The organism is Nocardia vaccinii NBRC 15922 (genome assembly GCF_001613305.1).
GTDB classification, from domain to species: domain Bacteria; phylum Actinomycetota; class Actinomycetes; order Mycobacteriales; family Mycobacteriaceae; genus Nocardia; species Nocardia vaccinii.
Genome location: NZ_BDCC01000088.1, coordinates 1 through 26,109 on the forward strand (window position 1 = coordinate 1; position 26,109 = coordinate 26,109).

At 62.9% G+C, this 26,109-nt stretch carries 31 protein-coding genes and 1 pseudogene; 8 read left to right on the forward strand and 24 right to left on the reverse strand.

Annotated elements, in window-relative coordinates; all coding sequences use genetic code 11:
• Positions 1-342: pseudogene (locus tag NV1_RS45350) on the reverse strand (hypothetical protein); the annotation flags it as partial.
• 1,444 nt (positions 343-1,786) lie between these two features.
• Between NV1_RS45350 and NV1_RS39545 the strand changes: the two are divergent.
• Positions 1,787-2,095 (forward strand): MmyB family transcriptional regulator, encoded by a 309-nt coding sequence (locus tag NV1_RS39545; RefSeq protein WP_067904061.1) that lies wholly within the window; start codon positions 1,787-1,789, stop codon positions 2,093-2,095.
• A 583-nt stretch (positions 2,096-2,678) separates the two neighbouring features.
• Here the strand turns inward: NV1_RS39545 and NV1_RS39550 are convergent.
• The 9 genes from NV1_RS39550 to NV1_RS44285 form a co-directional block, all read right to left on the reverse strand.
• Entirely contained in the window at positions 2,679-2,936 is a 258-nt protein-coding gene (locus NV1_RS39550) for an Lsr2 dimerization domain-containing protein (RefSeq protein ID WP_067904065.1), read from the reverse strand.
• Positions 2,933-3,532, reverse strand: a complete 600-nt coding sequence (locus NV1_RS44825) for an AAA family ATPase (RefSeq protein ID WP_169813532.1) — start codon at positions 3,530-3,532, stop codon at positions 2,933-2,935. Before NV1_RS44825 ends, NV1_RS39550 begins: the two co-directional genes overlap by 4 nt.
• A gap of 166 nt (positions 3,533-3,698) precedes the next feature.
• Positions 3,699-4,307 (reverse strand): hypothetical protein, encoded by a 609-nt coding sequence (locus tag NV1_RS44830; RefSeq protein ID WP_067904072.1) that lies wholly within the window; start codon positions 4,305-4,307, stop codon positions 3,699-3,701.
• A gap of 57 nt (positions 4,308-4,364) precedes the next feature.
• A complete protein-coding gene (locus tag NV1_RS39565; RefSeq protein ID WP_157117698.1) occupies positions 4,365-5,237 on the reverse strand; it encodes a hypothetical protein in 873 nt (290 codons plus the stop codon).
• A gap of 130 nt (positions 5,238-5,367) precedes the next feature.
• Positions 5,368-5,637, reverse strand: coding sequence for a cold-shock protein (locus tag NV1_RS39570; protein WP_218027358.1), 270 nt, complete (start codon positions 5,635-5,637; stop codon positions 5,368-5,370).
• Positions 5,638-5,933: 296 nt separating this feature from the next.
• Positions 5,934-6,227 (reverse strand): hypothetical protein, encoded by a 294-nt coding sequence (locus NV1_RS39575; protein ID WP_067904081.1) that lies wholly within the window; start codon positions 6,225-6,227, stop codon positions 5,934-5,936.
• A gap of 6 nt (positions 6,228-6,233) precedes the next feature.
• Positions 6,234-6,395, reverse strand: a complete 162-nt coding sequence (locus NV1_RS44280) for a hypothetical protein (protein ID WP_157117699.1) — start codon at positions 6,393-6,395, stop codon at positions 6,234-6,236.
• 458 nt (positions 6,396-6,853) lie between these two features.
• Positions 6,854-7,135, reverse strand: coding sequence for a hypothetical protein (locus NV1_RS39580; RefSeq protein WP_067904084.1), 282 nt, complete (start codon positions 7,133-7,135; stop codon positions 6,854-6,856).
• 15 nt (positions 7,136-7,150) lie between these two features.
• Complete coding sequence (locus tag NV1_RS44285) at positions 7,151-7,819, reverse strand: hypothetical protein (RefSeq protein WP_157117700.1); 669 nt, start codon at positions 7,817-7,819, stop codon at positions 7,151-7,153.
• Positions 7,820-7,985: 166 nt separating this feature from the next.
• On the opposite strand from NV1_RS44285, the gene NV1_RS39590 reads away from it, so the two are divergent.
• Together NV1_RS39590 and NV1_RS39595 are read left to right on the forward strand one after the other, a co-directional pair.
• The gene (locus tag NV1_RS39590; RefSeq protein ID WP_245714171.1) at positions 7,986-8,912 is read left to right on the forward strand and encodes a helix-turn-helix domain-containing protein; all 927 of its coding nucleotides are present in this window, start codon (positions 7,986-7,988) and stop codon (positions 8,910-8,912) included.
• Positions 8,902-9,114, forward strand: coding sequence for a DUF397 domain-containing protein (locus tag NV1_RS39595; RefSeq protein WP_067904090.1), 213 nt, complete (start codon positions 8,902-8,904; stop codon positions 9,112-9,114). The genes NV1_RS39590 and NV1_RS39595 overlap by 11 nt, the downstream gene beginning before the upstream one ends.
• 115 nt (positions 9,115-9,229) lie before the next feature.
• On the opposite strand, the gene cysS is transcribed toward NV1_RS39595, so the two are convergent.
• The 6 genes from cysS to NV1_RS39625 all read right to left on the reverse strand — a co-directional run bounded on the left by cysS (position 9,230) and on the right by NV1_RS39625 (position 16,879).
• On the reverse strand, positions 9,230-10,618 hold the full coding sequence (cysS, locus tag NV1_RS39600) for a cysteine--tRNA ligase (RefSeq protein WP_067904093.1): 1,389 nt from the start codon (positions 10,616-10,618) through the stop codon (positions 9,230-9,232).
• 65 nt (positions 10,619-10,683) lie between these two features.
• Positions 10,684-12,087 (reverse strand): KamA family radical SAM protein, encoded by a 1,404-nt coding sequence (locus tag NV1_RS39605; RefSeq protein WP_067904095.1) that lies wholly within the window; start codon positions 12,085-12,087, stop codon positions 10,684-10,686.
• 57 nt (positions 12,088-12,144) lie between these two features.
• Positions 12,145-13,239, reverse strand: coding sequence for a DinB family protein (locus tag NV1_RS39610; protein WP_169813533.1), 1,095 nt, complete (start codon positions 13,237-13,239; stop codon positions 12,145-12,147).
• Between the two features lie 626 nt (positions 13,240-13,865).
• Entirely contained in the window at positions 13,866-15,107 is a 1,242-nt protein-coding gene (locus NV1_RS39615) for a cytochrome P450 family protein (protein ID WP_067904101.1), read from the reverse strand.
• A 42-nt stretch (positions 15,108-15,149) separates the two neighbouring features.
• Complete coding sequence (locus NV1_RS39620) at positions 15,150-16,244, reverse strand: methyltransferase (RefSeq protein WP_169813534.1); 1,095 nt, start codon at positions 16,242-16,244, stop codon at positions 15,150-15,152.
• Positions 16,245-16,696: 452 nt separating this feature from the next.
• A complete protein-coding gene (locus NV1_RS39625) occupies positions 16,697-16,879 on the reverse strand; it encodes a hypothetical protein (protein WP_067904104.1) in 183 nt (60 codons plus the stop codon).
• Between the two features lie 281 nt (positions 16,880-17,160).
• Between NV1_RS39625 and NV1_RS39630 the strand changes: the two genes are divergently transcribed.
• The 5 genes from NV1_RS39630 (at position 17,161) to NV1_RS39650 (ending at position 20,395) form a co-directional block, all read left to right on the forward strand.
• Positions 17,161-17,490 (forward strand): hypothetical protein, encoded by a 330-nt coding sequence (locus tag NV1_RS39630; protein ID WP_067904107.1) that lies wholly within the window; start codon positions 17,161-17,163, stop codon positions 17,488-17,490.
• The gene (locus NV1_RS39635) at positions 17,471-17,995 is read left to right on the forward strand and encodes a DUF6879 family protein (RefSeq protein ID WP_067904110.1); all 525 of its coding nucleotides are present in this window, start codon (positions 17,471-17,473) and stop codon (positions 17,993-17,995) included. The genes NV1_RS39630 and NV1_RS39635 overlap by 20 nt, the downstream gene beginning before the upstream one ends.
• Positions 17,953-18,825: a helix-turn-helix domain-containing protein gene (locus NV1_RS39640; RefSeq protein WP_067904113.1), complete on the forward strand. Its 873-nt coding sequence runs from the start codon at positions 17,953-17,955 to the stop codon at positions 18,823-18,825. Before NV1_RS39635 ends, NV1_RS39640 begins: the two co-directional genes overlap by 43 nt.
• A 70-nt stretch (positions 18,826-18,895) precedes the next feature.
• Entirely contained in the window at positions 18,896-19,780 is an 885-nt protein-coding gene (locus NV1_RS39645; protein WP_067904115.1) for a phosphotransferase enzyme family protein, read from the forward strand.
• A 135-nt stretch (positions 19,781-19,915) separates the two neighbouring features.
• Positions 19,916-20,395 carry a GNAT family N-acetyltransferase gene (locus NV1_RS39650; protein WP_067904118.1) on the forward strand — a complete coding sequence of 160 codons (480 nt, stop codon included), beginning with the start codon at positions 19,916-19,918 and terminating at the stop codon, positions 20,393-20,395.
• A 34-nt stretch (positions 20,396-20,429) separates the two neighbouring features.
• On the opposite strand, the gene NV1_RS39655 is transcribed toward NV1_RS39650, so the two are convergent.
• From NV1_RS39655 to NV1_RS39685, 8 genes are all read right to left on the reverse strand, one after another.
• The gene (locus NV1_RS39655; protein ID WP_067904121.1) at positions 20,430-21,221 is read right to left on the reverse strand and encodes an alpha/beta hydrolase; all 792 of its coding nucleotides are present in this window, start codon (positions 21,219-21,221) and stop codon (positions 20,430-20,432) included.
• A 127-nt stretch (positions 21,222-21,348) separates the two neighbouring features.
• Positions 21,349-21,798, reverse strand: a complete 450-nt coding sequence (locus NV1_RS39660; RefSeq protein WP_067904124.1) for a YbaB/EbfC family nucleoid-associated protein — start codon at positions 21,796-21,798, stop codon at positions 21,349-21,351.
• Between the two features lie 2 nt (positions 21,799-21,800).
• The gene (locus NV1_RS39665) at positions 21,801-22,301 is read right to left on the reverse strand and encodes an SMI1/KNR4 family protein (protein WP_169813535.1); all 501 of its coding nucleotides are present in this window, start codon (positions 22,299-22,301) and stop codon (positions 21,801-21,803) included.
• A 25-nt stretch (positions 22,302-22,326) separates the two neighbouring features.
• Positions 22,327-23,790: a deaminase domain-containing protein gene (locus NV1_RS47260; RefSeq protein ID WP_067904130.1), complete on the reverse strand. Its 1,464-nt coding sequence runs from the start codon at positions 23,788-23,790 to the stop codon at positions 22,327-22,329.
• Positions 23,781-24,074, reverse strand: coding sequence for a WXG100 family type VII secretion target (locus tag NV1_RS44840; RefSeq protein WP_067904133.1), 294 nt, complete (start codon positions 24,072-24,074; stop codon positions 23,781-23,783). Before NV1_RS44840 ends, NV1_RS47260 begins: the two co-directional genes overlap by 10 nt.
• Entirely contained in the window at positions 24,071-24,406 is a 336-nt protein-coding gene (locus NV1_RS39680) for a WXG100 family type VII secretion target (protein ID WP_169813537.1), read from the reverse strand. The genes NV1_RS44840 and NV1_RS39680 overlap by 4 nt, the downstream gene beginning before the upstream one ends.
• A 225-nt stretch (positions 24,407-24,631) precedes the next feature.
• Positions 24,632-24,781: a hypothetical protein gene (locus tag NV1_RS44290; protein WP_157117702.1), complete on the reverse strand. Its 150-nt coding sequence runs from the start codon at positions 24,779-24,781 to the stop codon at positions 24,632-24,634.
• A 340-nt stretch (positions 24,782-25,121) separates the two neighbouring features.
• On the reverse strand, positions 25,122-26,009 hold the full coding sequence (locus NV1_RS39685; protein ID WP_157117703.1) for a hypothetical protein: 888 nt from the start codon (positions 26,007-26,009) through the stop codon (positions 25,122-25,124).
• Positions 26,010-26,109: the final 100 nt, after the last annotated feature.

A 26,109-nucleotide genomic window follows, 5' to 3' on the forward strand; every position in this document is an offset into this window, starting at 1 on the left:
GCCCACGGCGGCGGCGGGCGCGGCGGTGATCGTGCCGCCGATCGCCGCCCCGATCCCGGTCCCCGCCGCTGTGGCTCCCGCGACCCGGTCCGAACGGCCCGGCGGGATGCCGACCGAGTCCAGCGCGGTGGAGACCTGCGCCTCCGCGGTCGCGGCGGTGTTGTTGATCGCGTCCTTGACCTGTCCCGGCAGCCACGGTGGCGAGGGCGCTTCGAATTGACCGATGCGAATCTCGTTGGGCGGCGGCGCGATCGGCGCAACCGCCGGTACCGGGCGCGGCGGATGCAGATCCGCCACCACCACCGCCGGAACCGGAGCCGCCGACGGCTCCGGCCGAGGCACCGGCCCATTACGCACCGCAGGCGATTGCTCAGGATATGCCGCAGGATCCGACACCAGAGGCGGCGGTGAGGGCGGCGCGGGGGTTCCCGGCTGCATGCCGGTGGTCACACCGGGCTGGTTGGCAATCGGCCCGGCACCCGCACCGGACGCGACCCCCGGAGCGACCAGGACTATCACCACCGGCACCACGCCCGCGACCATTACACGGGCCCATATAGCCCGCTTCGGATCGACCGCAAAGCGTGGCGATACTCGCCTGACAAAGGGATCGGGACGAGGATTGATCGACCCCGAATTTGTCGTTTGCGTTTCTGTTTCAGGCATGCCGAATAGACCCTTTCAGGGTGAGATAGGGAACTTTGGAATAGCGCACTCATTACGCGCCGGATCGGCGCTCCCGACTGCGGAATACGCAGCCAGAAGCCTCCAGCGAAGGGAGGGGGATTACTAGTGCGGCAGCAGCGGTGCGACCGCGTTCCAGGCATCGGTCGCGAGGGCAACCACATTCACCGCGATGTCCGATACGAGGCTGACCAACGACAAGATAGATAAAGGATCCACGAGATTCTTACCTTCCATGCGTGTGGGATGAACTATCTTCATCCAACACACAAAACACACTGCCGCGCTAGAGGTTCGAGGGACGTCATTTACGTCCCATTCAGCATTCGCGCTACCGACCCGCCGCCTGCCTGCGAAAATATAAGAAAGGGACGTCAGCAGCACCCCTGCAAATTTTTCCCCGCGACACGAATAACTGTGTCTGGCGTCGCAGAGAAGCTGAGAAAACCCTGATCATAGCTACTGATTGGCTACTAAATGGTTCAACGGTAAGCCGTTGCGAAGGTGATCTAGGTCTGATACCTATTGAAGTGTCTCCGGGGGGAGATCAAGCGAGCAACCTTTCATTCTATCCGTCTGGCGATCCTGGACGGAAGACCCAAAAGTAGGGGGTTTGACCAATGCACACCGAACACGGCGAGGAGTACTGCGAGCCGGGCACTGTGATCTGCATGGCCTGCTGGGCGCGTGATATCCGCGAGTACCGCAATCTCAGCCGGCCCCGATCCCAGGCCGTCACCGGCGTGAGCACCCGTTATCTCAAGGACATCGAATACGGCCACACCATCCCTGGACCCAACATCATCGAAAGCCTCATCACCGGATACCAACTCGACGACGCCCAAGCCCGCCTGACCCGGGACCTGTGCCAGCCACCCGGCACCCTGCCACCAGCACACGAACTGCGGGAACGCATCACACCCGCCCGCCGGTCCCTGTGGAACGTCCTCGACTCGCCCCTGGCCCTGGCCTATCTCGACCCGCTCTGGAACGTCCTCACCGCGAACGATAAGTTCTTCCGGATCTTCCCCGGGCTGCGCGTCGCGGACAACCTCGCCCTCTGGGCGCTGCCCCCTCGCCCGAACCCTCCCCAGCGAAAGCGTTGCTGGCCGACCCCCGCCGCGAAGCGCGATGGCTCGTGGGCGCCCTGCGCGGCACATTGGCCCACTACCGCGACGACCCCCGAGTGGCCAGCCTGTACCAGCAACTCTCACGCAACGAAATCTTCAACCACCACTGGCACAACGACATCCACGTCGCACACGGCCGCTGCATCGACAACCAGCCCCTACACATGCGCGACCCCACCACCGGACAGCGCTACACCCTCGACGTCCAACTCACCGAAATCACCGACGTCCCCGAAATCCGCGGCTTCCTGTTCTGGCCACACACCGACAACACCGAATAGCCACTCCACGTGTGACTCGTGCCTATTCGAGGCAACCACCTCATCCCGTCGGCCAGACCGACACCGGTCCCGATGGCAAGCGTGGCCGGACCGGACACCCGGTCCAGGGAAGCCCAATCACCGCAGCAACCACGTAGGCACGCCTTGGCCCGCACTGTTCAGTCCATGATTGTGATGGCTGCTCGTGCAGCGGTGTTCGAACCAGGCGGGCGAGCTACTGCGTCCGCTGCCGGGCCGACTTGACCGGTGCGGTTGATGTCATCGGCCAGCCACGCCTGCACGAGTTGGCTGATGTTGAAGATGCCCAGCCCCCGCACCCGCAACATCGTGGAGGCGATGTCAGCTGTACTGGCAACTACGACATTAATGCCGATACAAGGCTAGCCAACAGAATTGAGGGTGCATCCCCAGCGCGCACGGGTCTGCGGGTCCGTGCGTGTGCTGGGGGATGCGATCCCAGAGAAGACCGGGCTCCGGATGCCGCCAGAGGCAATATTCCGGTCTCTCTGTCCCGCCAGTGGAGCTGTCTGTTCTACTGGCGGGAGTCCTGAAGTGGTTCACGCCCGCGCCGACAGGCGGTGCGTTATTGCGTTCTGGCCGAGCGTGACCCGCGCGGGCCTACAGCATAGACGTACCTCGGCCGAGGCTTTCGCACGAACGCGGGCGGTTGGATCCGGCGCGCGTACAACGCCCAGAGGCCGAGGAGCTCGCGCAGCTCAACCGCGTTCTTGTCGGTCAGATCGATCTCGTATATGTCTCCGTCGATCCCGAAAACCACTGTCTCCGAGGCAACCGAGACACCATCTCGATCATCGATCAGCTCGACATTCACTGCCTTCACGACGAACTTCCGCCTTCCTGGATCTTTCTCGTCGATGACGTGCGACTGGGAGATGAGGGTGTGGTCCAGTGCGCGATGGCCTCGGCGAGGCGCTCAGTGGCCTGGGCCGGCGGCACGGAGGTGGTGTCGATCCGTAGATCAGCCGCATCGACCAGCCACCGGGTACGGGCCGCGAGGAAGGCAGGGATGTGCTGTAGTCGCCATTCAGCGGCACCGTGCAGGACGTGGTCGTCAGTGATTCGCCGCTCCAGCGCGGCGGCGTCGACGTCGATCAGCACGTGGTGCAGCGAATGTCCTTGCGCGCGAATGCCTTCGGCGAGCTCTTCCCAGTACTCGTGCTGCAGGACCGTTTGCACGATCAGCAGATTTTGGCCGGTGGCGTGAGCGAGTTCGCTGGCCACGATGGGTACGAGCCGCCGCCATAACGGGCGGTGTTGAATATCGTCGACCGGACGATCGGGAAATTGCGCTTCGAGCATGAAGCCCACATGCTCCGTATCGAACAGACGCCATTCTGTCTGCGCCGCAACAAATTCCATCGCTTTCGTTGACTTACCGCAGCCGAAAGTGCCGTTCAACCAGACGACGTCGACCAAGACCTTTTCCTCCTGTAGTTCGGACCAAACAACGGACTGCCGGCCGCCGACCAACCGACGCCTGCACGCACTGATCGCGGTGCCCGGAAGGCTCGTTGGCAGACTCGGAACCCACCGCTCGTATTCGCAGAGCAACCGGTGCTGCGCCAGGGCGATCCACCACGTGTCACGACTCGTCACCGTCCGGCTGTGAGGCCGTGGGCTCGGTGTCCGTGGATGGCCAGACTCGCCGCGGTGGGAATTCGCTGTCGCGGGGACCGGTTGCCTGTTCGCGCAGGCGTAGCCGTCCCGCGCGGACCGCGCCAACCAATTCATCGAGAGACTCGATACACCAGCACAACTCGGCCGAGTCGCGCTGGCGAAGGTCGGGGTCGTGCTGCCTGAGCGCGTACAGCACATATCTCCGCACCAGCCACGACACCCAATCCCCGTACGACGACGGTGCGGTCGGAGCCTCGGGAGCGTGGGCGATCTGTTCGGTGTGACCGCCTGCCTCCCTGTCGATGAACCAGGTGTAGAGGCCCATTTGCTCGTTGAGGTGCTCCAGCTCTTCTCGGCCGAGGGGACGGTGCTCGTGCGCGTGCCGCCACACACCGACCATCTCGCGTGCACTCCGCAGCAACACGGTCGCCGGTTCCTCCGCACCCGCACATATCCGCAGGATCGGGGCAGCGGCGGGCAAGGGCTGATCCGGAGTGGCCTCGACCGGCGGCACGGTGAATGCCGCCGGACGACCGTGAAGCCCGTAGAAGACGTACTCGGTGTGATTCGGCATGAAGCGTGATCCTTGTATAGGCGAAGCCGGACCCGGAAGGGGTTGCGGCGCTAGCGATTACAATCGCCACGGCGTGTTTTCCGTTCTGCTGCTGATGGTTTTGCCGCTGCCCTCGTCGGTAGGGGTGCGATGGACCTGCCCGGTCTCATCGACTCGCAGGCACCAGCGGCGGGGACGGCTGGTGTAGATGCGCGCCAGCCAGACCGGCAGCCACCACCCCCACGTCGCCACCGTCACCGCCGCATGGACGCCGTGCCACGGCTGCGGCCCGGCCACGGTTACCACCGCACTCCTGGCCCCACGCTGCTCCACCATGCAGGCACCACTCGCCGCGAGCTCGGCGATCGCGGCATCGAGGTCCGCGCGCGGCGAGCGCACCACCGCCGCACAGTTCGCCGTCGCCGGGGAAGGCAGCTCCCACTGCCAGGCTCGCGGAAGTCGGACGGTGCCGTGGGCCAACCCCGCGATCAAACTGGTGTAACCCTCGCCCAGCTGCGCCAGAGCCTTCGCCTCCTCGAGGGGTTCCTGGTCAGGGGCCTGCTTCTCGTCGGCGACCGCGACCCACAGCGAAGCCAACCTCGAAATCACCTGCCCCACAGTCTCTGTCGCCACATGCGCGGGCCCGTCCACACCACTGGCCAGAATGGTGCGCTGGCGCACCGCCTCGTCGATCGACGCCACCAGCGACGCGATCTCCTCCAATGAGTGGATCCACCGCCGGATCGTCGCGGCCCATTGCTCACCGCGGTCGTGCGGGGATTCCATATACGCGCGCAAGATGTGCTGCACTGCTCGCAGGCGACAACGCGCATCCACCAACTCCACCGCGAGCTCCACGATCTCCGCACACACGACCCCAGAAGGCGGCACACCATCCGCGAACGCACGCAACAACATCTCCATCGACGGCAACACCGCAAGCCTGCTCACCGGCGCCATCCTCGATACAGAGCCTCGCGCGCGGCTGGACCCGCATGCACCATGCGCGCGGCCACGGTCTCACCGGTCAACGGCACCAACACCTTCGCTGCGGGCGGGCACGATCCGGCAGCAGGCACGGTCACCGCGGCACCCCACCGAATTCCACGTCTGCTGCTGCCTCAGTTGCCACCGTCACGATACGAACCTGCACGGCCTTGACGCCCTGGCGACCCGAACCCACCTCGTAGGCGACGGTGTCTCCGGCGGCGGGCGGGTACGCGCCCTTATCCCTCAAACCAGTGAAGTGCACAAAAATGTCGGGTCCACCGCCGGTGGGAGTGATGAATCCGAATCCGCGTTGCCGGTCATAAAACTTCACAATCCCAGTGCTCATCGAGCCTGTGTTCATCGAGACAGACCTTCCTGTGTAGCAGCGAAAGTTTCTGGCCATTGAATCGGCCCAGACGACGGGGCCGCGATCAGAGTTCAGCTGAGGTCAGGCGCGGCAGATTCATCCGCAGTCCGCCCCCGGACCATCGCCGGGGCACTGTCATGGTGCAGCAGCGCGGCTGTCAGTAGCTGGAAGTCCCCATCGCAAAATCCCACTGTGTTCAGGTAAAGCGCCCTCGGCATGGTCGACTGTTCCCGTTGCGCGGACCCCACCGAGTCGTATTTGGGAAAGGGCGGTGTCGCCCGAGCCTTGTTTCATCCGCCGGCCCCACAGCCGTCCTCTCCCGCCTCGTGCGGGATAAGGTGATACGAAACCGACAGCGGCACATCGCCGTCCGTCCATGTGATCGAGGGGAACTTGCCCTCGATCAACGCCTGGGCCGCGGTGTCCAAATGCTCGTTGACGAACTGGTGCCAGTTGTCGAACTCCCGGGTGTCCTGCGCCCTCGTGCGGCAGTCCGCTGCCCAGGCATCGAGGGCCTCACGTTCCTCGGGCAAGGTGAAACTGCGGACCTCGCCAGCGATCCGCCCGAACAGATACGCATCCACACCGCATCACCCAGTTGTAATGCCCGACACGGACGCGGGCGCACCATGTCGCACATGGTGCATGTGTGCCACTGCGACCAGCGCCACGCCGCTGACCAGCACGGCCAGGCAGACCGCCACGACGGCGAAGATCACAATGTTCCGAAGCTGACGATCGCTATAAGTCATGCTTTCACTCCTTGTCTTCACGTATGGCCGCAGCCGGTTTGGCTGCGGCGCAGAAGGTTTCGATACAGCTGCCCACCGTCACCGATGTTCGAGCCCGGAATCCGCGTGTCCGCCCTCCACGGCCAGCGCATCGCCCCGACAGTGGTTCCGGAGACGGAGAGTGTCCCCGGAACCGCACGGCGTTCACCACAATCACGAGCGCACCGCTGACGCCAACGGTCGACACCACGAAAAGCCCCGCTAACCAATAGATTTCACGTCAAATGAAGGCTGACTCGTCGACCGAAGGACCACGGACGTAGTCGTGACGACGTACGCCGCAGTCACGAACTTCACGACCATGTACGCCTCCTCCGCACTCGCATACAGAGCCAACACCGCACGGCCGGGCACGGGCCTTAATAGGCCGCTACGAGTTCGCCGCGGTCACGATCGCTCGATTACACCGCTTCCGCCGGTCAATCCCACCACCGCATCGCCCCGCGATTACTCACCGAGACGCGCGGGCCAGGCGACAACCAGGCCCAGAATTCGGCCCGCACCTTGTCCCATAACGGACCCAGCGCCGGGAAACGCTCTCGCGCAGTGACCAGATCAGTGCCCGGCGCGAACACCACATCGGGCTCCGTCCCGTCAGATATGTTGTGCACCTTCATAATTTCGATTTTCCCGTCATCGAAGTGTGTGGGCCGCCACGTCGCCTCGAGCCCATTGGCCTGGGTGTGATGCACCTCGTCCATGGCGCCTCCACCGCGCTACGCGGTCTCGGCCGCGCACGTCACCGACCACGTATCCTCAGCGCTCGAACCGCTCTCGTGCACCCGCGCCCACGTCTCGGGCGGCACGACAGTCTCGAGATCGAACATCTCGCACGACCGCGCGGGCGACTGATCCACAGCAGCCAGGTCGTAGACGACGACCGCATCGGCGCCCAGCCCAGCCGCGATATCCAGCGCGTATCCGACTGGGTCGGCGTGGTCCTGCGGCGGCCTGACGGTGTAGAGAAGCCGGTAACCCAGCATGCCCGCGTGACGACGCACCTCGTCCGCATGCCACGGTGCATCCAATCCCGACACCTCTGTACGCACCAAACCGACCGCCTTGGGCCGTTCTTTCCCTGCCGCTGTATCTGGTTGCAGTGCTTGATCATTCATCGTTTCGATGCCTTCGGTCGGATGGATTGCCGGGCCGGCACCGGTGATGGACCAGCGCCGGTCGCAGCTTGGGACTGTGATCGAGCCGCGCGCCCGTACAGTGCTTGCAGGGTGCGGGCGCTCCCAGCGCGAGGCGTGCCGATACCTAATCCGAGCTTTCGTCAGCACCCTGCCGTAGCTAAGGACTTGCGATGCGCCGCCCTGAATCCCGGTGCGGGCCTTCGAACCTGCGAATTGCTCGGCAGCGAAATCGGGTGGCGTTGCATTCACGCCAGCATTGTTACGCGAAAACCGCAGGTAGGGATATGCGAAAAGGCGGTTCCGCGGGAAGTGCCGCGAATCGCCATGATCGGATCGTGGTTACCAACTACGCTTGGTCGGAATCCGACCAAGCTGGACGGCGAAATCCGACCGGCAACCAACACAAGGGGGTTCTATGGCTATGGCCGCTGAAGCCGAGGACGACGAACCGCAGGAGTTGGGTTCGAGCCTGCCGCGGCGCGAGTTGGGGCGGCTGCTGCGCGATGCACGCGAGGCCGCCGGGCTGACACTTCAGCAGGCAGCAGACCTCATGGAATGGGGCAAGACCACGCTCCAAAATCATGAGACGGCGAAGACTGCCAAAATTCGAGAGCGCGAGATACGCGAGCTGTGTGAGCTGTACGGCGTGGACGATCCGGACCGGATCGAGGGCATGCTCCAGCTCGCGCGAGAGACCACGGGACAGTCGTGGTGGCGGAGCTTCGACGATGTGATGACGGCAAAATTCGATACCTATGTCGGATTAGAAGCTGGCTCAAGGGTTCTGGATATTTTTCAACCACTCGTACTGCCTGGTTTGCTCCAAACCGCCGACTACGCAAAATCTTTGGACCGGCTCGCATTTCCTCACGACACCCGAGACGCACTCGACAGGCGTGTCGCACTGCGCATGCAGCGCCAGCACATCATCACTCGCACCCGCAAACCTGCCCGCCTGACCGTCGTACTCACTCAGGCCGTGCTTCACACCGTGGTCGGCGGTCCTGGCGTCATGGGACCTGCACTGCGGCACGTCGCCGATCTGAGCACGCGGGACAATGTAGAGGTGCGAGTGTTACCGTTCCGCGCCGGGTGGCCCACGGGCAACGCGGTAGCGCAATTCATCATCCTCGGGTTCCCCAAGGCCGCCCGCGGTCGTAGGCAGACCGAGCCTGACATGGTATTCGCCGAAAGTTGGGCCGGTGATGTCTACCTACAGCGGCACGAGGATGTTGCCAGGTTCCGCAGCGTGTTCCGTAACCTGGCGGATGCGGCGCTGGATGTTCGTCAGAGCCGAGACATGATCAGACAAACAGCTAGGGAGTATGACAGTGAGCGCTGACCTCACGGGGGCGCAGTGGTTCAAGTCGAGCCGTTCCAACTCGGGTAGCGAATGCGTCGAGGTAGCGTGGCTCGACAACGGACAGGTGGGAGTCCGAGACTCCAAAAACCCCACCGGCCCGGCCTTGGTGTTCACGCCGGGTGAATGGGACGCATTCACCGCTGGCGTGCACGATGGAGAATTCAACCGTCCGGCGTCGTAGCTGCCCTTTAGCAGGCCGCGAACCGCAAGAAGTCAAGCGGTCTCACTCCGAACTGGTGTCGGGCGTGGGACCGCTTCATCTTTGTCGCCCCCGAGTCGGGCGCAGGGGATTCTGTTCACTGCTGGTGAAGTGTCCATGTCGGACCTTCGGGGGTGTCGGTCACGTTGATATTTGCGGCAGCCAGTCGATCGCGCACTCTATCGGCGGCGGTCCAGTCTTGCGCGGTGCGCGCGGAGGCGCGTTGTTCGAGTTGTGCGGCCACCAGCACGTTGAGTGCGTGGTGAGCGGCTGTGGTGTCTGCTGGCTCGGTCCAGTGTTGGTTCAGCGGATCCAAGCCGAGGATGTCGAGCATTCCGCGTACCTGAGCGGCGACGTCGGCGGCTGCGGCTGTGTCGTTTCCGGCGAGCGCCTTGTTGCCTTCGGTTACTGAATTGTGGATTTCGGCAAGCGCCTTGGGTACGGCGAGGTCGTCATTCAAGGCGGCGGCGAACGAATCTGTCCACTTGCCCACTCTCACGTCGGCCGTGGCATCGTTGACCTTGCGGACGAAGCTTTCCAGCCGCCGGTAGGCGGCTGCGGCATCGTCGAGTGCCTGTTCGGAGTACTCCAGCATCGACCGATAGTGCGCGCTGCCCAAGTAGTAGCGAAGTTCTACGGCCCGAACCTGCTTGAGTACATTCGGCACTGACAGCACGTTACCGAGCGACTTGGACATCTTCTCTCCGCCCAGACTCACCCATCCGTTGTGTAACCAGTAACGGGTGAAGCCGTCACCGGCGGCGCGAGACTGAGCCAGTTCGTTCTCGTGGTGTGGGAACACCAGATCGACGCCGCCGCAGTGGATGTCGAACTCGGCACCGAGGTAGGAACTGGCCATCGCGGAGCATTCAATGTGCCATCCCGGACGGCCAGGTCCCCACGGGGACGGCCATTCGGGCTCGCCGGGCTTGCGTGCCTTCCAGAGAGTGAAATCCTGCGGGTCACGTTTGCCTACGCCGAGGCTTTCGCCCTGCTGTTGGTCGTCGGGGTCAAGGCGCGCCAGTGCGCCGTAGGCGGGGAAACTGTGCACGTCGAAGTACACGTCGCCTTCGGCGGCATAGGCGTGGTCGGTGTCGATGAGCCGCTGGATCAGCTGGATGATCTGCGTGATGTGGCCCGTCGCTCGGGGCTGCGCTGACGGTGGCAATACGCCGAGGGTTTCGTAGACGTGGTCGAAGGCGCGTTCATAGGTGGCTGCCCATTCCCACCAGGGGCGGCCGGCCTCGGCGGCCTTGTCGAGGATCTTGTCGTTGATGTCGGTGACGTTGCGTACGAAGGTCACCTGATGGTTGTTGGCCTGTAGCCAGCGGCGTAGTACGTCGAACGCGACACCGCTGCGCACGTGTCCGATGTGCGGCTCGCTTTGCACGGTAGCGCCACACAGATAGATCGTCGCCTGTCCGGGGACCAGGGGGATGAATTCCCGCAGGCTTCGCGTGGCGGTGTCGAAGAGGTGCAGCGTCACGGGCGACGATGCTACCGCTTGCGGCCCCGGCTCAAGGCTTTCGCTCGCCATTCTGGGGGCCGCCGTCACGATGCGAGTTGTTGTCTGGGCGTAGTGCTTCGGCGGTCGTACTCGCGGTTGGCCCACCATTGCCGTCCCTCCGGTGGAAGGGCGTGTATGGGGTCGTAGTAGGTGTACAACCGGTTCAAGGAATCGTGGTCGTCGGCTTCCGCTGTGGTCCGATAGTTCTTGGACCAATACGAGATTCCGCGTATCCGGTCGTAGTCGGCCGGTTGGTGTACCCACCGTTTGCCGACCATGGGGACGTCGCACACGACCCGTGGAGTGGCGAATCCCGGCAGATAGCCCATGATGTCCAGTTGCAGGGCTTGAGCCTCGGCGACAGAGATCCGCCAATGCTCGCTAAAGGGAATCATGTCGCACAAGTAGATGTAGTACGGCATCACCGCGGCCTCGTCGAGCAGGGCAAAGCATAGGTCGAGCTGCGCGGTCGAGCTGTCGTTCACCGTCCGCAACAGAACTGCCTGGTTACGGATGTGACGCAGCCCGGCCTCCAGCAGGCGCCGCGCGGCGGCGCAGACACTTGGGGTCACTTGTTGTGCCACGTTGGCGTGGGTGTGGAGGGACAGCTGGATCCCGCGCTTATGGGCGGTGCTCGCCAGCCGGGCGATTCCGGCGACCACGTGATCATCGGCCCAGTGCTGGGGTAGACCGATCAGTGCCTTGCTCGCAAGGCGTATGTCGCGAACGGATTCGATATCCAGCAGGGCGGCGACGAAGGCTTCGAGGCGTTGCCATGGCATGTTGGCCAAGTCTCCACCTGAAACTACGACATCCCTCACGGTCGGTGTCGCCCGTAGGTACGCGAGCATCGCATCCAGGCGTGCCTGTGGGCGAAGTGTGAATCCGTTCTTGCCGATCTGCGGGGTGGAGTTGCCGACCAGATCCATGCGAGTGCAGTGCCCGCAGTACTGCGGGCACGTGGAGACCACCTCCGCGAGGACTTTGGTGGGATAGCGATGAGTCAACCCCTCGGTGGCCCACATATCACGCTCGTGCAGCGAGTCTCTCTGGGCATAGGGATGAGAGGGAAAATCGGTGCACCGGTCGGAGAAGACCGGAAGCATATAGCGGCGAACCGGGTCGCTATAGAAGGCGTCGGTAAGGCTCTCGGGTCCACCGGTCGGCGCATCGATGGCAATCGTATTGATCATGTGAGGTGTGATGAGCATGGACATGGTCGCTCGCTCGCGTTGGTCGCGCTCGAGATCCGCGAAAAAGGCATCGCTCAGCAGTGCGCCGGTGACTGCCCGGAGTTGCTGGATGTTCTTGACACAGTGGGCCCGCTGCCACTGCGGCGAATTCCATTCCCGTTCAGGCGTTGTCCGCCACCCTGGAAACCGTCGATAGTCCGGTTCGTGAGTGCTCTGCCGCCGGTAGGAGTAGGGCTGTTGCAGATCGGGAGACATGTGTCGTCCTCGTATTGGTTTCGCAGGTGATGGGCACGCTGACCGAGAAGGGGGCAGCTATCGCATGTTCGGATCGATGTCGGTGACCTGGCTGAGCAGTTGCGCGGCTTCGTCTGCTCGTTCGTTGATCGTGGTTGCCAGGGAATCGACGCGGTCAGCGAGGAATCCGTCGGCTCCGATCAGTGCGGCTTCGGCGGTTCCCAATCCGCTGAACAGACGTGCTGCGAAGCGGTGGTTGGCTGTGTGCCGATGGCCGGATGCGTCGAGGATCTTGTCGATCGAGACGGCGTGGTCGCGGGGGTGCCAGATGTACCGCTCGAGACGGAATCGCAGTTCGACAGGCCCGAGTTCCCACCACGCGGAACGTATTCCGAGTTCGTTGTCGGTGATGTGCGAGAAGTCTTGGGTGTTGCGCAGATGCAGACGCTCATACAGCGCCAACAGCTCGCGCAGGCTTTCGTGGCTGCCCGGCGGCTCGCCGTGCTGAGCAACGGTGTCCGCGGCCGGCACGATCTGCGGCGCAAGGCCCTTGCGGCCTCGATCCAACGCATGCAGGATCTGCGGACGATAGGCCCACCATTCGGCCATGACCATGTGCGCGAGGTTTTCGCGGATCGAGCGCTCCGAACGCAGCGGTGTGCGGTCCAGCAGTGCGTCGGGGACACCGACGAACAGCGACTGGAATTCGCGGTAGGCGAACCGGTGCTGGCCCAGCAGGCGGTGGGTGTCGTTGAATCGTGGCCCGTGCTTTGCGCGTTCACGTTCGGCGGTGATGGCGAAGTCGCAGAGTTCTTGGTATGCCTGCAGGACGACTTCACGGAGACAGTCCGAATACCACTGCCAGTCACCGGCTCCGGGCTTGCCGATCCAGTCCTGCATGAGAACGCTGTCGGGCAATGCGGCGACGGTCTGGGCGAAACGTTCGACGGCCGCTGCGAGCGGGGAGGTCGTCACCTGGTGATGACGATCCCAAGTGGACTCGATCGAACCGCTGTTCTGGGCGACCTTACGCCAGCGGGTCGCTTCCTCCACCGTGACGCGATCGCCAGCGTGGCGAGCGATCGCCTCATCGAAGAGGCCGATCGCCTTGCTGAACTTCTTGTTACGCAGTGCTGCTTTGCCACGTGCGACGAGGAATTGGGCTTTGAACATATCCGGTGTTAGATGCCCTGGGGTGTCATGAAAAACCGTCTGATAACCGACGGATAGACGAGTACGCCGCGGTGCCCCATTCCACTCGTGATATCGCGTCTGGTCGGGCGCGAGCAATTGAATGGTCGGCGACCAGATATAGATATGATTATTGATGATTTCCGTACTCGACCGGTCCGGAGCTGTGGTGCCGACCCGGACTGGCAACGTGTACTCCGTGACGTCGCGCACGATATCGAGATCGGAGTAGATGCTCCGATCATGGTTAACGCAGCCGGAGCATTCTGGCGAATGTAGATCCAGCAGAACAGGTTTGTCTTCGACCTCCGATCGTTTCAGTAGCGCGTGAAAGTCGTGCTGACTTGCCCACTGAATCTTCAACGTACTCATCTCCATAAGCAGGGTCTTGCGGATCTTCTATTTGAGTTAATGAAATAGTTTTACGGTCTCTTGGTTCGGGTCATGTCTGCTAGCGCGGGCGGCTATCCCACGGTGGCGCTGTGAACGCGAAACACACTGGGACAGCTGAATTCACGGTGTCAGGGTCCTTTCGCGGTGGTTCGCGGTCTAGGAGCGATCGACCTGTGGTTCGCCCCCGGTGGTCTCAGGCGCTCAGGCGGGGATGCTCATGTTGTCGCGGGCACCGCAGGGACGATCGGAGGTTGCGGCGTTCGGGCCGGCATCGTGTACGGCGGGAAGGTGACCCGCAGTCCTGCCAGGGCTCGCTGGAACGATCCCGACCGCCACATCGGTGCGCTCGCCGGTTGGATGTCCGGGAGCACGTCCAGGAGTTGTTCGACCGTGTCTTGGGCGATCAGGTAGGCGATCGATGTGGCCGGGCACATGTGCGGGCCCGCTCCCCACGCCACGTGCGCCCGGTTCCCGGTGCGGTCTCCTTGGATGTCGGGGTCGTTGTTGCAGGCGGTGATACCGATCAGGACCGGCTCGTCCACCGGCAACCAGACCCCGTCGAACAGGATCGGTGTGGTCGGATAGCGGGCGCAGAAGGCGCGCATCGATGGGTCGTAATACAGCTCCTCGTCCAGGGCATCACGGACCAGCATGCTGCCGCCCAGCACCCCTCCACCGAAACGCTCGTCGACCATGGTGCGGCACAGCGTGTTGGTGATGAGGTTGACCAGGGGTTGGATGCCCGCGCCGTAGCAGGACATGAACGCGCCGACGAGTTCGTTATCGTCCAGGTTGTGGGGGTGGCGAATCATCGCCGAGGCGATGTCGTTGCCGAGGTGACCGGGTTTGACTGCGGCGAACCGCTCGAACGCGGTCTTGGCCTGGGCCGCGCCGCGCACGGACTCCTCGGCATTCGCGTTGAACCGCAGGGTCATCCCCTCGGCGATCTGGGCGGCGAGATCGTCCGGACACCCCATCAACCGGTTCAAGACCCGGAACACGAGCGGGAACGAGTAGTCGTACAGCAGGTCGGCTTCCCCGTGCTCGCTGAACGATTCGATCAGCGACAGTGCCGCGTCCTGCACCTCGGCGTGCAGGCGGTTCGGGTCGACGCGATCGAGCGCGGCCTTGATGGGTTGACGGACCCTTTTGTGGTCCGGGCCGTCACAAAACCGGGTCGAGGGGTAGTAGCCGAGCATCGCCAGGACCGGGTCGGCCGGTGGGATCGTCTTCTGCCACCGGCGCGGGTCCGCCGGGAAATGCTCGGGGTCGTGCAGAATTTTCAGCGCTGCCGGATACCGGACCGCCATTGTGGCGTTGATGCCCGGCGCGAGCTCGACCGGCACCAGGGAACGTCCGGTGTCGTGCATCTGCTGGTAGTAATGGTGCGGATCGGCGGCGAATTCATCGGTATACAGCTTCACCCGGGACACATCACCGGGAGTGAACAGAGTCATGGAGTTCCCCACCGCTGAGCAGAACGGGGTCAGCGGATTTGTTCAGAGTGCTTCGGCTTCGATGGTCGACAACGCCCCGACGGCCGGTGGCGTGATGGTGACGATGCGTAGCCCTGCCGCGTGCAGGAGGTGTTCGAATTCGTGCTGGGTGCGTTCGCGGCCGGTGACGATGGACAGCATCACGATGTCCAGGACCTTGGACTGGTCGGGCTCGTTGCCGGGCGGCACGATCATGTCGTGGATGATCACCCGCCCACCGGGAACCATGGCGCGCCGACAGTTCCGCAAAATCTCGAGGCAGTGCTCGTCGTCCCAGTTGTGCAGGACGTACTGGAGCACATACACATCCCCGGCAGGCAGCGAGTCGAAGAAGTTGCCGCCCACCGCCTTCCAGCGGCCCGCATCCTCGAGTTCCCCCAGCCGGTGATTGGTAATGACTTGGGGAAGATCGAACAGCACACCGTGCAGGCCACGGTGTCGTTGCAGGATCATCAGCAGCAGCGAGCCCTGCCCGCCGCCCACGTCCACCACCGTGCCGGTCTCGGGTAGCCGGCATTCCCGGGCGAAGTTCGCGCTCTCGATCACCGAGTACTGCCCCATGCCGGTGTGGAACTCCGCGCCCTCGGTGGGGTGTGAGGCGAAGTAGTCGAACAACGGCTCACCGAACACATGATTCACCGCGGGCACGCCGGTCGTCACCGCGTGCAGCAGTTCACCACCCGCGCGGTAAATGGCCGGGGTCGTGGCCGCCAGAACACCCTCGCGGACCGAGAACCTCGCATCCGAACGCAGCGACGCCCCCCGTTCCATCAACACGAAAACCCCAGAATCGGTTTCCCGGAAGATGCCTCGGGTGGCCAACAGCCGCAGCACCCGATACAACGCGTGCTCATCCGCGCTGACACGCTCAGCCAGATCCCGGACGTGCACGGGCCCATCCGCCAACAGATCTGCCACACCGAGTTGGGCCACCACGCGCAGGCAGCAGGCGCAGATGTAACCGTTCGCCTCGGCGGTGAGGAAACTGGCCGACTCCCTGTCCTTCGCCATCTCCTCGACCAACGCTTCCCGCATCCCCGGCGTAGGAGTCGAATAGTGCAGCGCCCCTTGCGAGCGCCGACCCGAAAAGATACCCATACCCATATCTATCCTCCCTTTCAGAAAGACATTTGCGCAACGGGGAGACACCCGCGCATAGAGCGGGAAATCACCGACAGGAAAAAGCGCATTCAGTTGAATCGGCAGGCGCATCCGGCCCGCTCACAGCATGAATAGGCGATGGTAGGGAAGCAGTTTTAAACCGGCCGCCACTCGATCGTCGACCGTGACCCGAGCCAACCGCTGCCGGATAGCATCGGCAGCGAATTGCTGCTCGGCGCGCGCCTCGGCCCGAAAATGCTGACTCGGCACGCCCGGAAGCCGAGGTCGACAAACTACATGACGTTCCACGACCGTCCGCCGCCATTAGGTATCGTGGCCGGTTTCCGATACGGCCGGTAAATGCATGAAAAGATTAAATTCAGGAAACCGCATATGCTCACAATAAGAAAGAACACTAGTCGAGTTCCAGGACGATACATGCACTCGAATTATTTGCCACCCCGAAACATGTGCGCCAGTCTATTGAGAAATTTGGTGATGCGCGAGAAGTCTTGCGTGTTGCGCAGGTAAAGACGCTCGTAGAGCGCCGACAGCTCCTGCAGGTTTTTGCGGCCGCCAGACGGCTCACCGTAGGCTTGTGCGGCGCAGGTGCCAACATTGTTTGCCTCCAACAGGTTTCATCGATCGAGCCGCCCGAAGCTGGGCGTTACACACACCGCAGTCGAACACGCGCGACCCGAACACCCTTTCCATCGTTGATCCTTTGCCCCGTACTGGGGTGCGGCGCGGAACGGGCCGCCGGTTCAAGGCTAGGAACTGTCAGCGGCACCAGTCCACAACATTGCACAACATTGCTCAACACCACTTATCAGGTGACATGCGGAGCACAGCCATGCGATCCTGGAGATCGTGCGAGAAAACTCGTGCAACGTTCTAGACAGGGAGCAGCATCATGCGCCTATGGTTCCTCGGCAAGGGCGGTTCGGACGGCGGAGATTGCCCGACTCTGTATGCCACAGATCAAGACTCGTACCTGGTCCAGGGCTGGCGGACAGGCGAGCCTGAAACCATCGAGATCCCGCACCTACTTCTCGGCTTCGCTCAAACCGATACGTTCATCGGTGCCGCGATGACCGATACCGGACGGGGTACGTTCACCCTGACTGGCCGACCTGTCAGTGAATCTGAGACGCTTGCTCAGCTCGATCTGGCGCCCCACGAGACCGCGATCGAGGTTCCGAAGATCAGGAGGACGTTCTACGGTGCTCTACCTACCGGCTGAGCCATCGCCCTGGGTCAATGTGTTCCGCAGCTGCACGCAGGAAGCGTTCCACCTCGAAGTCCGAGACGCCTATATGGTGCCCGCAGAGTCGGAGCGGTTTCGGCGATTCCTCGAGGGGCAGCCCGCGTTGCCGGACGACGAGTACAAGAACAGCTGGAACGACCTGATCCGGGAGACCACCGGCCGCGGGGTTACGGTGCGCAGGGTTCGTGTGGTGACGGTTCCGCACACCGACTACCACCGTTGGCTGCTGTCCGTCACCGGCAGTAATACCGCAGCGGGAGAAGACATCCGGTACGTGCCCCGGCATCTTGCCGGAGACATACCGCCGGATGATTGGTGGCTCATCGACAACAAACGCGTCGTTTTCAACCTCGTCAATGAGCGTGGCGAGCGGGCGGGCGCGGCGGAGAGCACCGACCCCGAAATCGCGGGCTATTGCCGGAGTGTGAAACAGCGGTTATGGGCGCTGGCGACGCCATACAACGAGTACGTTACTCAGTGACCAGTGTTGACGATGCACGCGAAGCTCTCGGAGCTCGGCTCCGGGAGCTTCGCCGTACAGCAGGGCTCACCGGCCGCAAACTAGCTGATCTGTCAGGATGGCACGACTCCAAGGTCTCCAAGATCGAATACGGCAGGATCAAACCTTCCGACGCCGACATCAGGGCCTACTGCCTACACTGCCGAGCCGAGGATCAACTGCCGGACCTCTTGGCCACACTGCACAACATCGACCTCGCCTATCTCGAATGGCGCAAGATCTTCGGCACTGGACTCAAACGCCGACAACACAAATCGCTCAAACTCGAGGCCACCGCAGCATTCATCCGGAACTATCAGCCACAGATCATCCCCGGCCTGTTGCAGACCGCCGAATACGCCGAGGCCAAACTGCGACGCGGCATGGAATTCCACGCCGTACCCGACGATGTCGACGACGCAGTATCCAAACGGATGGATCGCCAGCGCGTGCTCTACCAACGTGACCACCACTTCCACTTCCTCATCGCCGAACAAGCGCTCTACACCACCGTCGGCTCCGACGCCACCATGGCCGGACAGCTCGACAGGCTCCACGCTGTCATCGGGATGCCTCGCGTCACCCTCGGCATCGTGCCAGCCACAGCCGAAGCTCTGGTGGTATCCACCAACTTCGCAATGTTCGACAACCGGCTGGTCATGGTAGAAGGAACAGCCGCGGAGCTGACCATCACCCAGCCACGCGAAATAGCGGTCTACAGCCGAGCATTCGATATGCTGACAGCCCAATCTCTAAGCGGCGACCCGGCCCGAATACTGATCCGAAAAGCTTTGGAAATCAGGGTCCGTTGACACCTGAGACGCAGTCCCAACTCGAAGATGTTGCCGAACTGCGCCACGTCATCACCAGCGGGACGAAGTCATGAACCAGGCTCGTCAATCAGCAGATGCGCTCGCCAGGGCCGCCGTACTCAGTGGTGTTGATGCCACGGACGCTGTTTCGATCCGGAACGGCTCGAATGCCATCTACGAACTGCGTGGTGGGATCGTGGCCAGGATCGGGAAGCCCGGCAGTACCACAGCAGCAGAGCGAGAGCTACGAGTTTCCCAGTGGCTCAACGAGTCTGGGATCCCCACCGTCGAAGCTGTTCCCTCAGTTCCTCAGCCGGTCGTGGTTGACGACCGACCGGTGACATGGTGGCGGTTGATCCCCGAACATCGGGCATCGACCCCTGCAGAGCTGGGCGCGGTGCTGCGGGCGCTGCATGCGTTGCCGCCGCCGACCGAGTTCGAGCTGCCGAATTACGATCCCTTCGTTGGGCTTTCCGAGCGCATCGCCTCGGCGGTGGCAGTGACCGAAGACGACCGCTCATGGCTCACCGAGCATTACGGCAGTCTCGAGAAGCAATACCGCGAGTTGCCCGATGCAGAGTCGCTTGGTGTCATTCACGGGGATGCGTGGCAAGGCAACGTGGTGGTCCCTTCTTCTGGAGTACCGATGTTGCTCGACCTGGACAAGGTTTCGCGCGGTCGACCCGAATGGGACCTCGTCCAGTTTGCTGTCGACTTCGCGGACTTCAGCCGGGTAGGCGAGAAGGACTACGACGCCTTCGTATCGGCGTACGGCGGATACGACGTCACGGATTGGCACGGATTCCGCCTGTTCGCGGATATACAAGAACTTCGTTGGGTCGGATTTTCGCTCAGCTTGGCAGCTGGAAATGCAAGAGCGGCTTCGGAGGCTCAGCATAGGATCGCATGTATTCGGAGGCTGGTGGATAAACCGTGGAGGTGGGCCGCATTGTGACAACTCCAGAAGCAGTTCCCCGGTGGTAACCCCGGTAAGGGTTGGTCCCCCGAGAGCGCAGATGGGCAGTGCGCAACGTGGCCCCTCATGCTCAAAATGCGCACAAACGTCCAAAACTCATGGACAGGAGCGCCCGTGAACATCACTCCCCTCCGCGTCGAACACATCGACAAAGTTCATGACCTCATGGAGCTCGGTGAACCTTTCATCCGTGTCCGCGGACTGTCCGACTACTGGCTCTACGCCGAACTGTTCTCTTCGACGTGCCCGGTCATGATCGACGAGGACGACATGCTCACCGGGGCGGTGATCGCGTTCCGCAGCCAGGACAACCCGGCCGAGGTCTACATCCAGGACGTCATGGTCCATCCAGGCCATCGGCAGCAAGGCATCGCTCGCGCCTTACTGCACAGCGTGCGCATCCAAGCCGAAAGATGGAGCTGCACAAGAATTTACTTGACGTCCGAGCCGGAAAATCAAGCGGCACACTCCGCTTGGATCGCACTCGGCTACATCAATATCCCCGGTGACCACCAGATCGACGGCATTTCGGTCATCACCGACTACAAAGGACCTGGTCGCAGCCGCGCGGTCTACGAATTCAACTTGGACTGACAGCCTTGACCGGAGGCAGGCCAGGTCGCTGGGGTCATGACACCGGGCGCGGGCGCCCGGCCAGCCAATTCACCGTCACGGAGATCGCTTCGTTTTCGCGTTCACGCGAATCGAAGCCGTGGTCCGAGCCGACCACCGTATGCAGCACCGTGTCCGGCCGAACTGCCACGGCTTCGGCAGCTATCGGGTACGACACTGCGGTGTCCTGATCACCGTGCACGATCAGCGCGGGCACCTCGGCAGCCAGGAACTCCTCCAGGGGCTGGTACCTGGCGAACTCGTCGAACAGCACTCTGCCCAGCTCGAACTGGCCATCGACAAGCAGAAACCCTCTGTTATGCAACGTTTCCTGCTGTGTAGTCCCGAAATTTCCTATCCCCCAGGCGAGTTCGGGTTCCAGGAACGTGTGCCGCAGATCGAGCACGGGGTTCCACAGCACCAGCCGGTCCACGATCTCTCCCAGCCACGGCAGGGACAGCAGTGTGGACACTGCGCCGAAGCTGGCCGCGACGATCGAGACCGGCCCGGGTAACCGTCTGTGCACCCATTCGATCACGGCCTGCAGGTCCAGGCATTCCCCGGCGATCGTCATGCCCCGCTGGGTTCCCCCGCTGTCACCGTGCCCGCGGAACGAGAACCGCACTACCTCGAATCCCGCGCCGGCCAGCTGCTGCGCGAGCCGCACGAACATGCCGCCGCCCTCGTCCATGTCCACGGTGAGGCCGTGCACCAACACCACGACACCCCGCCGGACCGGCCCGATCGGCGGATCGACCGCCACCTGCAACGTGATGCCGTCGACCGACCTCAGTTCGAACCGTTCCACCGATCAGCTCCCGCATCCGAACTCGAATTTTCGACCACGCAGCGTCCATTATTTCGTGCGCCATCGTCAAGCACGTCTCGAGCCGTCGCCGACGGTGCAACGAAAGTGCGCAATTAACTGGCTGACTTCACCGCCAGCCGCGGCGATTCATCCGCTCGAAGTAGGCGTCGTCCGCCGCCTGGATTTCCTGCTCCGTCATCGCACGAGGAAGTGGACGTTCGCCCTCTGATCGCCCGGTGATCATCCGCCGGGCTTCCTTCATGGTCTCAGCGATACGGGGATCACCGGTCAGGGGCCGGGCCGCCTTCCGGGCCTGCCGGGCCGCATCAGCCTCGGCGTGCTGGATGGTCTCCAAAAGTACCTGCGCTAAACGCTTCTCGCCGAGTCCCAGCGCTCGTGTGGTCAACTGAATATCCTGCACGTGACCTTGCGCATCGACGGTGACGCCGAGTTCACCATTGCGCGAGGACGCGCGGACTCGTATACGGGCGAGAGCGACGTGGACTTCATCCACCTTCCGCTGCATCTCGGCAAGAGCGGCACGTTGCTCGGCTTCGAAGCCACGGAGATCGGCCATCGCTACAGCTTGCCCTCGGCCCGCATCTGGGCCCGTTTTCGCTCGATCTCGACATCCAGCCTCTGATTTTCCTCGCGAATGGAGCGACTTCTTTCGAAACTATCCCACAGCCACTGACCGAAAGAGTCAGCAAGCTTCTGCACTTCCGGATGACCTTCTTGATAGAGGAAAACACCAGGCGACTGGCGTTCGAGGAAATACACAATGTACCCCTGATGATGCCCGAAAAAGAATCTGTCCTCAACAGTGAGGTTCTCTTCTTCATCTCGGGAGATGTCCTCGGCGACCTCGCGAGCCTCCAGGCACGCCGGAAACGGTATCGCCCGGCCCTGGAACAGGGTGCCCGGATTCCTCCCCATAACCTGGAGGAAGGCGAGGTAGTCGTCGGGGAGGGTGAACTCTGCTGCCGCGGTTATCTCGGCGATCTCGGTCGGGGTGCATCCGGTGATGTCCGACGGAGTGCAGTACCCCGACTCGACCATGGCAGCCGCGAGTCGCTCCATCTCCTGCAGGCCGTGGGCTGTCGCCTCAGGGGTTGGTGTAGGTGACATTCAGCTTCACTCCCGGATACTTTTCCTCGAACTGCTTGATCACACTGGAACAAGCATCGCACGGCCTGTTCTCGGTGTACAAATCTATTACCCCCTTCGAGTCCGGCGTCAACCGCGCGGAAAGCTTTTCAAGAATCTTGTATTCGGAATCCGTCGGCCGGTAGGTATCACCGGACTCATCGCGCGGATTGAATGTCGGCTTTTCGGGCACCTCCACAGTGCCCGGCGGCGATCCCTTACCGCTGACGGACTCCAGCTCGCGGGAGGGAATGAACTGCCCATCGATCTCGCCCTGAGCAACAGCGATGTTCTTCCCCTGCCGGATCGTATTGCCAGAGTTCGACAGGCGATCCCGGACGTCCTGCGCGGCCTGCTCACCATCGAATTCTGCGACCGTGTCCTTGTCGTCCCGAAATGGTTTGGTCGGATGCGTAGGCCGCGTCGCCCCACCCGGCCGGGTGTTCGAGTAGAATGTATTCGGTTGTGCATCCAGCAGCGGCTGCACGCTCTTGATGACCGCTGGTGCCGCTCCCACCGCAACCAGCCGAGCCACCGGCATCGCCGCCGCCACGAACGCCGCGAGCTCATCGATGATCGTGACCACCCGCGCACCCGTGGCCGCTGCGCGGGCACCGGTGACCACCGCGCCACCCGCACCACCCAACGGCCCGCCGGCGAGCCAGCCGATCCCCTCGACCACACCCGCGATCGCGAGGAACTCGCCGAGCTCCTGGAAGATCTTGGTGTGCGCGGTGTCGATCGCTTGCGCATAATCCGTTGTCGCGTAACTGAGTTCGTTGCATTGACCGATCACGTTGTCGATCGCGGTATCGACGATATCGATCTGCGCGAGGATCTGCGCCACCTCACCACTGGCCTGCTCACTCACGATCCGGCGAGCCCCCGCGACCGCGGCCTTGATGCCCTTCATCCCGAACTCCGCAGCCGTCCACGCCGACGACAACGCCCGCAACCCATCACTGTGCCCGTTCGGCCACATCCTGCCCTGCACCCACCGACTGATCAGCCCCCACCCCAACGGCGCATCAGTATCACCCCCATACGCGCCCTTGAACGCAGGCGCATCGAAACGCGCAGTTACAGCAGGAGGTTGAGCCTGGTTACCGGCCTTCGGATCGTAGTGCGAACCGTTATCGGCATTCGCGTGGTTGACACTGGTGACCTGCAACAGGTCGTTCAGCTTGCCCAGCGCATTGACCACCGCAGTGGCTGTGGCGACCGCGTTGGACGCGGCGGGATCATATTTGTCGCACCACTTGTGCCCGGAATCATCGGTCCCGCCGCACCCCCAATGCGAATCCAGCACTTTCGCCAGCGACCGCACCACCGACGCCGCCGCATCATGATTGGCCCCGTACAACTTCCCCGCTGCGGCGAACGCGCCCGGCACGACACTGATCGTCGAACCGGTCACGGCCACATCCGCATATTGACATCCACTGCGCCGGAATAGTTTTCGTGCGCACGAGACAACGCGGACTGCAACACCGTCAACGCCTCCCGCATCGCGGCGGTATCACCTTTCCAGCGCTCCACGAACTGCTGGTGGCCTGTCGCGGTGACCCCGGTCCACTGCGCATGCAACTGCTCCACCCGCCGGTCGATCGCATCCACCCGCGCCTCGACCTGCGCGTCCAGCCGCTTGGCGTCATCGACCAGGCTCTGCAACTCGGTCAGATTGACACGATACGGCTCGCCGCTCACAAGATCTCCGGCAAATCCAGGCTGCTGCCCTGGTGGTGCATCGCAGCCGCCGACGTCGTGTCCGTCTCGACGAAACCGGCAACAGCTTGCCGCAACGCCGCCGCATCCCCCTTCAACGCAGCCACAACATCGGTGGCCGAGGTGTACCAATCCACCCACGGCTGATCATGCGAATCCGCTGCCTTACCCGACCAATCCCCACCGATCACCGCCCGCACCCGCTTGAAGAACGTTTGAACGTCCTCATCGAACTCCGCCGCCGAATCCTCGATCCACTGCGCCGCAGCCCGAACCTCCTGCACCGGAACCGATGCCCCCTGACTGTCACCCACCCGAATGAGACTACCGAGCACCGGCGATCGCGGGCGACCAACCGAAGTTCCTGTGGCAGCAGACATCCCCGCAGTGCGAGCCGAGAATCACGACTGTCCCTGTTCCGAGGGCTCCAGCGGCGCACCGTAAGACAGTGCGGCGGCCGGAACGTCTCTCGGCGCCGGAGTCCGGTCGAGGGCCCGGACACCGAGAGGCGTCCTACCGTGCTAGCAGGCGACTGTCGGTCAGCAGTCGTCTTCGTTGCGGTCGGCGGCAGCGTCCGCTCGATCGGCGAATCCGCTTGTGGCGGTGTCGCTGTCGGGGTCTCGTTCAGCTGCCTCAGCGATGCGGTCGGCCGATTCGCGATCCATCAGAGTGCTCGATCCCTTACTCATGACTCAGGTTCCTTTCTCGCGAGATGCGCGACGGCCCGGGTACACCGATCCAACGGCCAGCCCTATCGGCTGCCGTGCATGTGCATGGATAGGTTGTCGCCGGCCACGTGGACGAAGCCTCACGTTCCGGCTCCCGGCGCCGGCATAGCCCGACGCGAGCCTAAAGCAGTCACGGCTCGTTATGCCGAGCCCCGCCATAGGCGAGGCCATCCCGAAGGGAGGAAAAACAGGCTGGCGTCCGGCCGCGACTACGCCCTCGTCAGCTCCCAGCAATTGTTGCGCAACGCCTATATGGTGTCACGTCAGCGAGGGCGTGTACAGGCAGGAACCGCTCCGCGACTCACTGAGGCTGCCCAGCTTCTCGGAAGGCGAGCTCACTGTCGGCAGTGCTGTACAGCAGCCGCAGAAGACGATCGCCTCGGAACACGACGATCGAGGACAGCATGTCTCGCTGAATATCAGCCACCCGTGGCGCTGCGGGACCGTGACTATCGAGCAGCCACTCACGGAGTAGTTCCGGCAGTGCGAAGTCCAGGCGGAACTGCGGCCCTCCTTCGCTGGGAACGATGACCCAGTCGCCGTGGTGTTGTCCCTCGCGGGCGGGCTCGACGCGTACGGGGACCTGCGAGCCGGGGTACCGGTCGAGATAGGTCTCGAAGTCGGTTTTGGAGACGCTCCGGAGAACCAGGATGAACGGTGCGGACGGAAACCCGACGAGCAAATCACCGAATCGCTCGCTGTACAGGTCATCCGTGACCGTTCGGAGCCGAGAGGACGGAAGCCACTGCGAGCTTAGGTTGCTGAACAAGTGCTCCACAGTCTCATAACGCGAGGCCACCTGATCCGCGATCCACTCGTCGCGTGCGTCGGTCCGCACGCTCGGGCCACGCAAATCGGATCCGGTCCACGTTTCCAGCGCTCGCCGCAGTACTGTGCGTGCTTGCCCAACGGGAAAGTGCCCGATCTCATACCTCAGCGCGAGAGCGCGCATCGCATCAGCGATACCGCCGACCAGCTTACGGAGTTCACGGGAGCCGCGGCCCGACAAGTCGACAAGCGAAATCTGTTGCGCCAGTGCGTATCGTTGCGCCTCTAGAGTGAATCCACTGGCCGAGAACAAGGTGTAGCGGTACTCGTACCGCCTGATCGACACTGCGTCCGCACCAGTGGAAAACGGCGAGTACTGCTGATTCACGTCGTGGATGGTGCCGTGGGCGTTGCGCACCACCGCAATCGACCTTCTTAGCCGTGAACTTCGCTTCCACGGCCAGTCGCAACGGAAGACAGAACGGCACCGGCAGATCGAGCTCGCCCAAGACATCGGCTTG

Excerpts from the sequence above, each read along its gene's own strand:
- NV1_RS39605 (WP_067904095.1), bottom strand. The coding sequence starts at position 12,087 with ATGTCTCCCGATCTGCAACAGCCCTACTCCTACCGGCGGCAGAGCACT.
- NV1_RS39570 (WP_218027358.1), bottom strand. The coding sequence starts at position 5,637 with ATGAACACAGGCTCGATGAGCACTGGGATTGTGAAGTTTTATGACCGG.
- NV1_RS39660 (WP_067904124.1), bottom strand. The coding sequence starts at position 21,798 with ATGGCCGATCTCCGTGGCTTCGAAGCCGAGCAACGTGCCGCTCTTGCC.
- NV1_RS39620 (WP_169813534.1), bottom strand. The coding sequence starts at position 16,244 with ATGGGTATCTTTTCGGGTCGGCGCTCGCAAGGGGCGCTGCACTATTCG.
- NV1_RS39645 (WP_067904115.1), top strand. The coding sequence starts at position 18,896 with ATGAACCAGGCTCGTCAATCAGCAGATGCGCTCGCCAGGGCCGCCGTA.
- NV1_RS44280 (WP_157117699.1), bottom strand. The coding sequence starts at position 6,395 with ATGACTTATAGCGATCGTCAGCTTCGGAACATTGTGATCTTCGCCGTC.
- NV1_RS39665 (WP_169813535.1), bottom strand. The coding sequence starts at position 22,301 with ATGGAGCGACTCGCGGCTGCCATGGTCGAGTCGGGGTACTGCACTCCG.
- NV1_RS39590 (WP_245714171.1), top strand. The coding sequence starts at position 7,986 with ATGGCTATGGCCGCTGAAGCCGAGGACGACGAACCGCAGGAGTTGGGT.
- NV1_RS39610 (WP_169813533.1), bottom strand. The coding sequence starts at position 13,239 with ATGTTCAAAGCCCAATTCCTCGTCGCACGTGGCAAAGCAGCACTGCGT.
- NV1_RS39640 (WP_067904113.1), top strand. The coding sequence starts at position 17,953 with ATGGGCGCTGGCGACGCCATACAACGAGTACGTTACTCAGTGACCAGT.
- NV1_RS39580 (WP_067904084.1), bottom strand. The coding sequence starts at position 7,135 with ATGGACGAGGTGCATCACACCCAGGCCAATGGGCTCGAGGCGACGTGG.
- NV1_RS44290 (WP_157117702.1), bottom strand. The coding sequence starts at position 24,781 with ATGAGTAAGGGATCGAGCACTCTGATGGATCGCGAATCGGCCGACCGC.
- NV1_RS39630 (WP_067904107.1), top strand. The coding sequence starts at position 17,161 with ATGCGCCTATGGTTCCTCGGCAAGGGCGGTTCGGACGGCGGAGATTGC.
- NV1_RS44830 (WP_067904072.1), bottom strand. The coding sequence starts at position 4,307 with ATGCCGAATCACACCGAGTACGTCTTCTACGGGCTTCACGGTCGTCCG.
- NV1_RS39615 (WP_067904101.1), bottom strand. The coding sequence starts at position 15,107 with ATGACTCTGTTCACTCCCGGTGATGTGTCCCGGGTGAAGCTGTATACC.